At 74.5% G+C, this 11,562-nt stretch carries 10 protein-coding genes; 7 read left to right on the forward strand and 3 right to left on the reverse strand.

Annotation, left to right across the window (positions count from 1 at the left end):
- Positions 1-180: 180 nt before the first annotated feature.
- Positions 181-912, reverse strand: coding sequence for a VIT1/CCC1 transporter family protein (locus AB0F77_RS17120; protein ID WP_361948366.1), 732 nt, complete (start codon positions 910-912; stop codon positions 181-183).
- A gap of 373 nt (positions 913-1,285) precedes the next feature.
- Here AB0F77_RS17120 and AB0F77_RS17125 point away from each other — a divergent pair, with 373 nt between their 5' ends.
- From AB0F77_RS17125 to AB0F77_RS17155, 7 genes are all read left to right on the forward strand, one after another.
- Positions 1,286-2,383 carry an ADP-ribosylglycohydrolase family protein gene (locus AB0F77_RS17125; protein ID WP_361948369.1) on the forward strand — a complete coding sequence of 366 codons (1,098 nt, stop codon included), beginning with the start codon at positions 1,286-1,288 and terminating at the stop codon, positions 2,381-2,383.
- Positions 2,384-2,856: 473 nt separating this feature from the next.
- On the forward strand, positions 2,857-3,972 hold the full coding sequence (locus AB0F77_RS17130) for an ADP-ribosylglycohydrolase family protein (RefSeq protein ID WP_361948372.1): 1,116 nt from the start codon (positions 2,857-2,859) through the stop codon (positions 3,970-3,972).
- Positions 3,973-3,980: 8 nt separating this feature from the next.
- Positions 3,981-5,156 carry an ADP-ribosylglycohydrolase family protein gene (locus AB0F77_RS17135; protein WP_361948375.1) on the forward strand — a complete coding sequence of 392 codons (1,176 nt, stop codon included), beginning with the start codon at positions 3,981-3,983 and terminating at the stop codon, positions 5,154-5,156.
- Positions 5,144-6,739 (forward strand): ADP-ribosylglycohydrolase family protein, encoded by a 1,596-nt coding sequence (locus tag AB0F77_RS17140; protein ID WP_361948378.1) that lies wholly within the window; start codon positions 5,144-5,146, stop codon positions 6,737-6,739. The genes AB0F77_RS17135 and AB0F77_RS17140 overlap by 13 nt, the downstream gene beginning before the upstream one ends.
- Entirely contained in the window at positions 6,736-7,629 is an 894-nt protein-coding gene (gene rbsK, locus AB0F77_RS17145) for a ribokinase (protein WP_361948381.1), read from the forward strand. The genes AB0F77_RS17140 and rbsK overlap by 4 nt, the downstream gene beginning before the upstream one ends.
- Entirely contained in the window at positions 7,626-8,828 is a 1,203-nt protein-coding gene (locus AB0F77_RS17150) for a CoA transferase (RefSeq protein WP_361948384.1), read from the forward strand. Before rbsK ends, AB0F77_RS17150 begins: the two co-directional genes overlap by 4 nt.
- A complete protein-coding gene (locus AB0F77_RS17155; protein ID WP_361948387.1) occupies positions 8,825-9,637 on the forward strand; it encodes a CoA ester lyase in 813 nt (270 codons plus the stop codon). Before AB0F77_RS17150 ends, AB0F77_RS17155 begins: the two co-directional genes overlap by 4 nt.
- A gap of 74 nt (positions 9,638-9,711) precedes the next feature.
- On the opposite strand, the gene lgt is transcribed toward AB0F77_RS17155, so the two are convergent.
- Together lgt and AB0F77_RS17165 are read right to left on the reverse strand one after the other, a co-directional pair.
- The gene (lgt, locus tag AB0F77_RS17160) at positions 9,712-10,689 is read right to left on the reverse strand and encodes a prolipoprotein diacylglyceryl transferase (RefSeq protein WP_361948390.1); all 978 of its coding nucleotides are present in this window, start codon (positions 10,687-10,689) and stop codon (positions 9,712-9,714) included.
- 89 nt (positions 10,690-10,778) lie between these two features.
- Entirely contained in the window at positions 10,779-11,552 is a 774-nt protein-coding gene (locus tag AB0F77_RS17165) for a thioredoxin domain-containing protein (protein ID WP_361948393.1), read from the reverse strand.
- Positions 11,553-11,562: the final 10 nt, after the last annotated feature.

Here is an 11,562-nt window from a genome sequence, read left to right on the forward strand (position 1 = left end):
GAGATCGATCGGATCGGTGCGGCTCGGCCCTGAGGGCGGGGGGAGCGTCATCGGCCCACCTCGCGGGTGCTCGGCAGGCGTCATTGCCCGCAGCGCTTACGGCTCATGCCCGGTGGTCAAGCGCTCGAAACCAGCAGGTAACGGCTACTTATTCGGTCCGACGCATAGCTAGCGGCGCACCTATCCTACGACCGTTCCGAACAGGCTGCCCAGGGCATACGTCACACCGGCCGCCGCACCGCCCAGCGCCAGCTGCCGCAGTCCGCTGAACCACCAGGTCCGCGCCGTCACCCTGGCCACGACGGCACCGCAGCCGAACAGCCCGGCGAGCGCCAGCAGCAGGGCGGGCCACAGCACGGTCGCGCCGAGCAGGTACGGCAGCACCGGCAGCAGGGCGCCGAGCGCGAAGGAGCCGAACGAGGACACGGCCGCGACCAGCGGAGAGGGCAGGTCGCCGGGGTCGATGCCCAGCTCCTCGCGGGCGTGTATCTCCAGGGCCTGCTCGGGGTCCCTGGAGAGCTGCCGGGCGACCTCGCGGGCCAGCTCCGGCTCGACGCCGCGGGCCTCGTAGAGGGAGGCGAGTTCCGCCTGCTCGTCCTGGGGGTGCTTGCGCAGCTCGCGCCGCTCCACGTCCAGCTCGGCCTCGACCAGTTCGCGCTGGGAGGCGACGGAGGTGTACTCGCCGGCCGCCATCGAGAAGGCGCCGGCCGCGAGGCCCGCGAGACCGGTGATGACAATGGTGTGCTGACCGACGGCACCGCCCGCGACACCGGTCATCAGGGCGAGGTTGGAGACCAGGCCGTCCATCGCGCCGAAGACGGCGGGGCGCAGCCAGCCGCCGTTGACGTCGCGGTGGGTGTGGTTGTCGCGGTGCGCCTCGTGGAGCGTCGCCTCGGTCTCGATGATGGCCATGAAATTCCCCCAGCAAGCTTAGCCAAAGCTAACTTTGGACATGTTCTATGTTTGGATAACGCTCAACCTACGCCCACTATTTCCGCCGCGCCAGCAAGGAAAGGCTCGGCTAACCTGCGGTTTTGTGCTTGATCGCTCATTCGTGAGCTACTCCGCGCAGATGTCGACCGGGTGATGCTCGGCTCCGTGATGCTCGGACGCGGCCCTCGCGGTGGGACACATCCGCAAAGGTCCCCGACGGAGAGGCATCTCTATGGCCCCGATCACCCACGTCTCCTCCGCCTCTTCCGTCCCCGCCGTCTCCGCCGTCCCGTCCGTTTCGGCGACACCACCGGTCCTGTCCGTTTCCTCTGCCCCACCTGTCCCGTCAGTCGTGTCGGTCCCGTCAGTCCCATCGGTCCCCGCGCCGGGGGACGTCGACGAGCTGCGGGAGCGGGCCCGGGGGGCGCTGCTCGGTCTGGCCGTCGGGGACGCGCTCGGGGCGCCCGCGGAGAACATGAAGCCCTCCGAGATCCGCGCGCGCTGGGGCCGTATCACCGGATACGTCGCCGAGAAGCCGGCCGGCACGGACGACACCGAGTACGCGATCTTCTCCGGGCTGCTGCTCGCCCGGCACGGCGGCGCCCTCACCCCGGCCCATGTGGAGGCGGCCTGGCACGAGTGGATCGCCGGCCGGGCCGAGGGGCGCTTCCGCGGCGCGGGCTTCAGCGAGCGCGGCACCCTGGAGAACCTGCGCCGGGGGCTGGCCGCGCCCATCTCCGCCCAGCACCGGCACGCCTGGAGCGACGGTCTCGCGATGCGGGCGGCGCCGTTCGGGGTGTTCGCGGCGGGCCGCCCCGCCGAGGCGGCCCGGCTGGTCGCCATCGACGGCTCGGTCAGCCACGACGGCGAGGGCATCTACGGCGGGCAGGCGGTCGCGGCCGGGGTCGCCGCGGCGATGGCGGGCGCCCCCACCATCGCGGTCGTCGCCGCCGCGCTCGCCGTCGTGCCCGACGACTCCTGGACGGCACGCTCGCTGCGCCGGGCGGTGGCCGTCGCGCACCGCGGGGAGCGGGCGGTGCGCTCGGCCGTCGTCATCGGCGGCTACCCGTGGACCGACCTGGCGCCCGAGGCGGTCGCGCTCGCCTTCGGCGCCTACGCGGCGGCCGACGGCGACTTCCGGCAGGCCGTCCTCACCGCGGTCAACATGGGCCGGGACGCCGACACCACCGCCGCGGTGGCGGGCGCGCTGGCCGGGGCCACCCAGGGCGAGTCCGCGATCCCCGGCGACTGGGCCGCGGCGATCGGGCCCGCCCGCGGCAGCTGTCTGCCCTCCATGGCGGGCCACCACGTGCTGGACGTGGCGGAGCTGCTGGTGGGCGGCGCGAACGTACCGGACGCGACACGCGTCCTGGCCTCCGAGGACACCCACCACGACCGCCCGGCCCCGACGGCCCACGTCCCGGCCGAAGGAGACCACACCCCCACCTGACCCACGGCTGCCCCCCCCAGGGCGGGGGCAGCCGACGACCCACTGCCGGGGCCTCCCCGACGACGAAGCGCCACCGCCCACCGGCGACCCGGCCCCACGACGGAGCGCGACCCGCGCACCGCTCCTCCGGCCACAAGGCGTCCCCCGACCGCAGGCGCGCCGACGCCCACCGTGATGTCCGCCCCGCTCCCCGACGCCGGACGGCCCCCGGCCGCCGGGCCCCGACCCGCGGCATCGCACCCCCACCCCCACCCCCACCGCCGCCCGGCCTCGCCGACTCGCCGACCCGCCGACCCGCCGACCCGCCGACCCGCCGACCCGCCCCGACGATGTGCGCCCCCGTCCCGTCGAGGTGTGCGGCTCTCACCGGGACGGGGTCCTCGGTGAGCCGGGGGGGGCACCCCGGCCCCGGTCCACCCCGGTCCCCGGCGAAGCGCCGCGGGCTTCCGTTCCGTCGACCACGAGGTGTGTTCATGTCCCGTCGTATCGAAGGTCTTCTTCTCGGGCTGGCCGCCGGGGACGCCGCCGGATGGCCCGCCGCGCGGCACCGGGCCGCGCGGATGCCCGAGTGGACGCGGCGGCTCACCCGCGAACTGGACACCTTCGCCGAGCAGAACGCGACGACCACGCTCCCCGTCCCCATCGCCCTCAACCAGCCCCCCGAGCCCCTGCGCCTCGGCCCCTCCGACGACGCCGAGTGGGCGGTGTTCGCGGCCGAGGCCGTCCTGCGGGCCGGCGACGACAGCGCGCTCGGCGACCTGAGCCGGGAGCGCCGTACCCGCGCCGCCATCGACCTGACCTGGAGCGCCGTGGCCTCCGAGGTCGCCGCGGCGGCCGACCGCGCCCCCGAGGTCGAGTCGGCGGTGCTGCCGCTGCGCGCCCGCATCTCGGTGCGCGCGGGCCTCGGCAACCTCGCCGCGGGACTGCGCCCGCCCGCCACCGGCCACGACAACCCGCACTACTTCGACGACGCGGCCTGCGTCCGTGCCTGCGCCCTCGCGGTCGCGCACGTCGGCGATCCCGGACGGGCCGCGGGGCTCGCGGAGTTCGACGCCCGCTACACCCAGGACGGCGACGGTGTGCACGGCGCGCGGGCGATGGCGGCGGCGCTCTCCCTGGCCCTGGCCGGCGCCGACACCGGGGCGTGTGTGACGGCCGCGCTCGCCGAGCTGCCCGAGGCGACGGAGATCGGCCGCAACGCCCGCCACGCGCTGGCCCTCGCGCACGGCACCGACTCCGCGTTCGCCCTGATCCCCCTGCTCGAACACCAGATCGTGGACCACGTCTACAGCTACGGCATCGCCGCCGCCGAGACGGTCCCGGTCGCCCTCGCCCTGGCCACCGCCGCCCGCGGCGCGATCGCCGAGGCCGTGCCCGCCGCGGCCTGTCTGTCCCGGGTCGCCGACTCCGCCCCGGCGCTGGTGGGCGCCCTGACCGGGGCGCTGGGCGGCGGCGACACGATCCCGGCCGCCTGGCGCGACGCCTGCCGCACCCTCTCCGGCTGCGCGCTCCCGCGGCTGACCGGGACCGACCTCGTGGAACTCGCCGAACTCCTGGAAGCCACACAACCGGCCCTTCCAGGGGGATGATTCGGGGCATGACGCCCAAAGGAGAAGAAAGCAGCGGCCCCGGTCTCGACGAACGGATCACCGGAGCGCTCGTGGGTGCCGCCGTCGGCGACGCGCTCGGCGGTCCCGTCGAGGGCTACTCCCCCGACCAGATCCTCCAGCGCCACGGCGGCCGGGTGCACGGCGTCGTCGGCCCCTGGAACGGCGACGCCTGGCGCACGGCCCGCCCCATCGCCCCGTACCACAAGGGCGACGGGCACGTCACGGACGACACCTTGATGACGCACGCCCTGGTACGGGTGTACGCCCGTGTCCGCGACCACCTCGACGCGTACGCGGTCGCCGAGCACCTGGTCCCGGACCTGATGACCACCCCGCGCTGGATCCCTGAGCTGGAGGCGGAGGCGCTGCCGCTCCAGCGGGTCTTCCTCGCCGAGAAGTGGCTGGTGGCCCGGCTCCACTACGGCCACGTCGACCCCCGGGAGGCGGGCGCGGGCAACATCGTCAACTGCGGTGCGGCGATGTACATGGCGCCGGTCGGCCTCGTCAACGCGGGCAACCCGGCCGCCGCGTACGCCGAGGCGCTGGACGTCGCGGGCGCCCACCAGTCGTCGTACGGCAGGGAGGCGGCGGGCGTCTTCGCGGCGGCGGTGGCGGCGGCGGCCTCGCCCGGCGCCACCCCGGAGTCGGTGGTGGCCGTCTGCCTGGACCTGGCGAAGGACGGCACCCGGGCGGCGATCGAGAAGGTCTGCGAAGTCGCCGCCCGGCACGGGGAGTTCGAGTCGGCGATCGGTCCGGTCCGGGAGGCGGTGGCCCCGTACGACACGGTCGGCCCCGACTACCGCGCCCCCTCGCTCGGCGCCCGCCGCCCCTCACGGCTCCACTCGATCGAGGAGCTTCCGGTCGCCCTGGGCATGCTGCTGATCGCCGGCGGCGACCACCGGCGGGCGGTGCTGGGGTCGGTCAACTACGGCCGGGACTGCGACTCCATCGCGACGATGGCCGGGGCGCTGGCCGGGGCCCTGGGCTCGCCGGTGCCGGAGGACTGGGCGAAGACGGTGGCCGAGGCGAGCCGGCTGGACCTGTGGGAACCGGCCCGCGCGCTCGCCGGAGTGGCCCGCGAGGTCTTCGCCCGGGACGTGCGGCGCCGCCGGTCCCACGAGCGGGCGTTCGGCGCACTCGGGGGCGCGGAATGCTCCGACTGACCTGGGTCCAGCCGGAGGACCTGCTCCCGCACGAGATCCGCCAGGCCCGTCAGGACGGCCGGGAGCCCTTGGTGATCGAGCGGCGATGGCACGCGGCGGGCGGCCGGGAGGCCCCCGCCAGGGCCGGCGCCTCCCCCACCCGGGCCTCCCGCTACCTGCGCCAACTGGCGGAGGACCTCCTCGACGAACTCGCCGACCTCCCCAGCGACCTGCGGGACGACGAACCGACGGACCTGGCGAGGATCAAGGCCCTGTGCCCCGCTTGGCCGGCACACCCCGCGATCACCGCCGCCCCGCACCCGCCCGGTGGGCCAGCGGACGGCCCCGCCGCCACGGTCCGACCCGCTCGGCCCTCGGACAGCCCCGCCGGCCCGACCCGGCCCGGTCGGCCGTCGGCAGGTCGTACCGTCGGGGCGGCGGGGATCCCCCCTGGCGGAGCCGAGCCGGGGCCGGGGTCCTGGGAGAGCGCCGGCACGGACGGCGCGTCGGCGGTGCGAGCGGCTGATCCACGGGTCCGCCCGGTTCCCCCGTCCGGCGCCTTCGAGGCCGCCTGGGTCGGCAGGGCCGTCGGGTGTCTGCTCGGGAAACCCGTCGAGAAGCTTCCTCTCGACGGCATCCGCCGCCTCGCCCGGTCCACCGGCAACTGGCCCCTCTCCGCCTACTTCACGGCCAGGGGCGTCCCGGAGGAGCTGACGGCGGCGTACCCCTGGAACCGCCGCTCGGCCCCCACCTCCCTCGCCGAGAACATCGACGGCATGCCCGAGGACGACGACCTCAACTACCCCCTCCTCGGGCTCCTCCTGCTCCAGCGCCACGGGCGGGCCTTCACCACCACGGACGTCGCACGGCTCTGGCTCGACGAACTCCCTGCCGGCCGCGCCTTCACCGCCGAACGCGTCGCCTACCGCAACCTCCTCTCCGGCGTGGAACCCCCGCGCACGGCCCGCCACCGCAACCCGTTCCGCGAGTGGATCGGCGCCCTCATCCGCGCCGACGTGCACGGCTGGACCAACCCCGGCGACCCGGCGGCCGCCGCCGAACAGGCCCACCGCGACGCCGTGCTGACCCACACCGCCAACGGCGTCTACGCGGCGATGTTCACCGCCGCCGTCATCGCCGCCGCCGCGACCGGCACCCACGACGTCCACGCCTGCCTCGCCACCGGCCGCACGGTGGTCCCGCCCCGCTCCCGGCTGGCCCGCGCCGTCGACGAGGCGATGCGGCTGGCCCACGCCCACGAGGACTTCGACGACGTCGTGGACGCGCTCCACGCCGTGCACTCCCCCACGTACCACTGGGTGCACGCGATCCCCAACACCGCGCTCATCGCCGCCGCCCTCACCCACGCGGACGGCGACTTCACCCGCTCCGTCTGCCGCGCGGTGTCCGGGGGCTGGGACACCGACTCCAACGGCGCGACCGCGGGCAGCGTCTCCGGCCTCCTCGCGGGCACCCCCACCGCCCTCCCCGACCGCTGGACCGCCCCGCTCAAGAACCGGCTCGCCACCAGCGTCGCCGACTTCCACGGCACCGGCTTCGACTCCCTCGCCCGTCTCACCCGTCTGGAGGCGACCCGCCCATGACCCACATCGCCGTGCTCGGCAGCATGAACATGGACCTCGTCACCTACGTCGCGAAGGCCCCGCAGCGCGGAGAGACCGTCACCGGACGGGAGTTCGTCACGGTCCCCGGCGGCAAGGGCGCCAACCAGGCGATCGCGGCGGCCCGCGCGGGCGCCACCGTCTCCATGATCGGCGCGGTCGGCAACGACGCCTTCGGCACCCGGCTGCGCGACGGCCTCGAACACTCCGGTGTGGACACCGACTCCCTGCGCACCGTGGAGGGCCCGTCCGGCACCGCGCACATCGTCGTGGACGACGAGGGCGGCAACGCGATCGTCGTCATCCCCGGCGCCAACGGCACCCTCGACCACCTCACCCCCGGCGACGAGGGCGTGATCGCCTCCGCCGACGCCCTGCTGCTGCAACTGGAGATCCCCCTGGACGGCGTCCTCGCGGGCGCCCTCGCGGCCCGCCGACACGGGGTCCGCACGGTCCTCACCCCCGCGCCCGCCCAACCGTTGCCACCCGAACTCCTCGACGCCACGGACCTGTTGGTGCCCAACGAGTACGAGGCCGCCACCCTCACCGGCCGCCCCGACCCGCGCGACGCGGCCCACGCCCTGCTCGACCTGGTGCCCGAGGTGGTCGTCACCCTGGGCGAGGTCGGCTGTCTGTACGTCACCCGGGACGCCGAACCCCTCGTCGTCCCCGCGCCGCACGTGAACGCCGTGGACTCGACGGGCGCGGGCGACACCTTCGTCGGGGCGCTCACGGTGGCGCTCGGCGAGGAGCGCCCGATCCGCGAGGCGCTGACCTGGGCCGCCGCCGCGGCGGCGATCTCGGTGCAGCGGGAAGGCGCGTCGGTGTCGATGCCGTACCGCCCGGAGATCGAGGAGCGGTACACGGCATGACCGGCACGACCAGCGCCCGCCCGCTCGACGGACTGCGCGTCCTCGACCTCGCCACCCTGTTCGCCGGCCCGCTGGCCGCCACCCTGCTCGGCGACTTCGGCGCCGAGGTCGTCAAGGTGGAGCACCCCCGCAGACCCGACCCGTCCCGCGGCCACGGCCCGGCCAAGGACGGCATCGGCCTGTGGTGGAAGGTGCTCGGCCGCAACAAGCGGACCATCACCCTCGACCTGTCCACACCCGGCGGCCGGGCCACCCTGCTGCGGCTGGCCGCGACCGCCGACGTGATCGTGGAGAACTTCCGCCCCGGCACCCTGGAGAAGTGGGACCTGGGCTGGGAGGAGCTGTCCGCCGCCAACCCCCGGCTGGTCCTCGCCCGGGTCACGGCCTTCGGCCAGTTCGGCCCCTACGCCCACCGCCCCGGCTTCGGCACCCTCGCCGAGGCGATGAGCGGCTTCGCGGCGATCACCGGGGAGCCGGACGCCCCGCCGACGCTGCCGCCCTTCGGCCTCGCCGATTCCATCGCCGGCCTCGCCACGGCGTACGCGGTGCTGACAGCGCTCGCCGCCCGCGCCCGCACCGGCGAGGGCCAGGTCGTCGACATGGCGATCATCGAGCCGATCCTCACGGTCCTCGGCCCGCAGCCCACCTGGTACGACCAGCTCGGCTACGTACAGGACCGCACCGGGAACCGGTCCGCCAACAACGCGCCCCGCAACACCTACCGCACGGCCGACGGCTCCTGGGTCGCCGTATCCACCTCGGCGCAGTCGATCGCCGAGCGGGTGATGCACCTGGTCGGGCGGCCGGAGCTGATCGAGGAGCCGTGGTTCGCGACCGGCGTGGACCGGGCCGCGCACGCCGACGTCCTGGACGAGGCGGTCGGCCGCTGGATCGCCTCCCGCACCCGCGAGGACGTGCTCGCCGCCTTCGAGAAGGCCGAGGCGGCGGTGGCCCCGGTCCAGGACGTACGGGACGTGCTGGGCGACCCCCAGTACGCCGCCCTGGACACGGTCACCACCGTCGAGGACCCGGAGCTGGGCCCGCTGCGCATGCAGAACGTCCTGTTCCGGCTCTCCGCGACCCCCGGCGGGATCCGCTGGGCGGGCCGTCCGCACGGCGCGGACACCGAGGAGGTCCTGACGGAACTGGGTCTCACCCCGGCGGAGCTGGACGCGCTGCGCGAGGAGGGCGCCCTGTGACGCCTTTCCCGCTGACCTGGCTCTACGTCCCCGGCGACCGCCCGCACGTCGTGGCCAAGGCGCTGGTCTGCGGGGCGGACGTGGTGGTGATCGACCTGGAGGACGCGGTCGCGCCCGACCGCAAGGAGTACGCCCGCGCCGTCACCGCCGAGCTGCTGTCCGAGCCCCAGCCGGTGCGGGTGCACGTCCGGGTCAACGGCACGGGCGGGCCGTGGGCGGCGGCGGACCTGACGGCGCTGGCCGAGCTGCCGGGCGTCTCCGGGCTGCGGCTGCCGAAGGTGACGTCGGCCGCGGAGGTGGTACGGATCGCCGAGGCCACGGGGCTCGGTCTCTACGCCCTGCTCGAATCGGCGCTGGGCATCGAGCACGCCTACGCCATCGCCGCCGCGCACCCAGCCCTGCGGGGCGTCTCCCTCGGCGAGGCGGACCTCCGGGCCGACCTGGGGGTCCGGGCCGACGCCGGCCTCGACTGGTGCCGCTCCCGGATCGTGGTCGCGGCCCGTGCGGCGGGGCTCGCGCCGCCGCCGCAGTCGGTGCACCCCGACATCCGTGACCTGGAGGGCCTGGCCGCGTCCTGCGCCCACGGCCGCGCCCTCGGCTTCCTGGGCCGGGCCGCGATCCACCCCCGCCAGCTCCCGGTCATCGAGCGCGCCTACCTCCCCACGGAGGCGGAACTGGAACAGGCGGAGCGGATCGTCAAGGCGGCCACGACGTCCCAGGGCGCCCAGGCCCTCCCGGACGGCAGCTTCATCGACGCGGCGACGGTGACAGCGGCCCAAAGAACCCTCTCCCTGACCAACCGCCGCTGACGCCTGTCCCAGGCCATACACGTCGAGGGCGCCCGGAGCTTCTCCGGGCGCCCTCGACGTCGTACCACGAGCGATCAGATCTTCTTCGCCGCTCCGGAGGACTCCGCCTCGTCCTTGCTCCCGGATCCTTCCGAGGACTCGGCGTCCGCCTTCTCCTCCGGCTCCGCCGACTTGTCCTCCAGCTCGCCGGACTTCTCGGCATCGGCGTCCACCGCGCCCTCGGCCGCACCGCCGGAGGCATCCGGTTCCACCACGGCCTCGCGGCCCGGCCGCTTCTTCGCCGAGACGACGATGTACGTCACCGCCAGCAGGAACACGACCAGCGCGGTCCAGTCGTTGAGCCGCAGCCCCAGGATGTGGTGCGCGTCGTCGACCCGCATGTACTCGATCCAGAACCGGCCCACGCAGTACGCGGCGACGTACAGCGCGAACGCCCGCCCGTGCCCCAGCCGGAACCGGCGGTCCGCCCACATCACCAGCAGGGCGACCCCGATGCACCACAGCGACTCGTACAGGAACGTCGGGTGGTAGTAGCCCGGCACCCGGCCGCCCTCGGAGGAGGTGATGTGCAGCGCCCATGGAACGTGGGTCTCGCGCCCGTACAGCTCCTGGTTGAACCAGTTGCCCCAGCGGCCGATGGCCTGCGCGAAGGCGATGCCGGGCGCGACGGCGTCGGCGTAGGCGGGCATCGGGATGCCCCGGCGCCGCGCCCCGATCCACGCGCCGAGCGCGCCGAGCGCGATCGCGCCCCAGATGCCGAGGCCGCCCTCCCACACCTTGAAGGCGTTCACCCAGTCACGGCCGTCGCTGAAGTACAGCTCGTAGTCCGTGATCACGTGGTACAGGCGACCGCCGACCAGGCCGAACGGCACGGCCCAGACCGCGATGTCGGCCACCGTGCCCGAGCGTCCACCGCGGGCGATCCAGCGCCGGTTGCCGAGCCAGACGGCGACGAAGACACCGATGATGATGCAGAACGCGTAGCCGCGCAGCGGAAGAGGACCGAGGTGCAGCACCCCGCGCGACGGGCTGGGAATGTAGGAAAGTTCCATGGCAGGGTCGACGCTACCGTGCCGGACCGGGCACACGGCAGGCGGCCCGGCTACGGGTCCATAACAGGGACACGGAATTCGCCCGCCCGTCAGCCCTGTGCGGCCTCCACCATCTGCTTGAGCCTGGCCGGGGTCATCGTCTGGTCCTGGTAGATGTTCTTGCCGTTCAGCAGCACCGTCGGCGTGCCCGTGAAGCCGCCGGCCCGGAACGCCTTGTTGGACTTCTGCACCCAGCTGTTGTGCGTGCCGTCCTTGACGCACTTCTGGAACGCGGGCGTGTCGAGCCCGTCCACCTTGCCCGCCAGCTCGATCAGCCGGGCGTCGTCGGCGAACGCGTCGTCCGTCTCCTTGGGCTGGTTCTCGTACAGCACGTCGTGGAAGTCTCGGAACTTGCCGGCGTCCTGGGCGCAGGCCGCGGCGTTGGCCGCGCGCAGGGAGCCGCTGCCGCCGAGGTTGCCGTCGATCAGCGTGACCAGGTGGTACTCGACCCGGAGCTTGCCCGCGTCGGTCAGCTCGTGGAGCGTCGGACGGTACGTCGTCTCGAACGCCTGGCAGGCCGGGCAGCGGAAGTCCTCCCACACCGTGAGCGTGGACTTCGCGCCGTCCTCGCCGACCGGGACCGCCAGGCCGTCCTTGCCCTGTGCCCCCGAGGGCGCCACGGCCGGGCCGGCGCTCTCGCCGCCCTTGTTCCTGCCCGCGTTGGCGGCGATCACGCCGATCACCGCCGCCAGGCCGAGGACGCACACGACACTCGCGCCCACGATCAGCGCCCGCCGTCGCTTCTCCGCCGACCTCTGCTTCTCGCGCTCGACCGCCAGCCGCTCCCGGGCGGTGCGCTTTCCGTCACGGTTCTTCTCGCTCACACCCCCAGAA

The sequence above is a fragment of the Streptomyces sp. NPDC026672 genome (assembly GCF_040638185.1).
In the GTDB taxonomy this organism is placed as follows: Bacteria; Actinomycetota; Actinomycetes; order Streptomycetales; family Streptomycetaceae; genus Streptomyces.

Bases quoted from the DNA above. Each gene is read 5' to 3' on its own strand.
- AB0F77_RS17120 (WP_361948366.1), bottom strand. From the start codon at position 912: ATGGCCATCATCGAGACCGAGGCGACGCTCCACGAGGCGCACCGCGAC.
- lgt (WP_361948390.1), bottom strand. From the start codon at position 10,689: ATGGAACTTTCCTACATTCCCAGCCCGTCGCGCGGGGTGCTGCACCTC.
- AB0F77_RS17140 (WP_361948378.1), top strand. From the start codon at position 5,144: ATGCTCCGACTGACCTGGGTCCAGCCGGAGGACCTGCTCCCGCACGAG.
- AB0F77_RS17130 (WP_361948372.1), top strand. From the start codon at position 2,857: ATGTCCCGTCGTATCGAAGGTCTTCTTCTCGGGCTGGCCGCCGGGGAC.
- rbsK (WP_361948381.1), top strand. From the start codon at position 6,736: ATGACCCACATCGCCGTGCTCGGCAGCATGAACATGGACCTCGTCACC.
- AB0F77_RS17150 (WP_361948384.1), top strand. From the start codon at position 7,626: ATGACCGGCACGACCAGCGCCCGCCCGCTCGACGGACTGCGCGTCCTC.
- AB0F77_RS17135 (WP_361948375.1), top strand. From the start codon at position 3,981: ATGACGCCCAAAGGAGAAGAAAGCAGCGGCCCCGGTCTCGACGAACGG.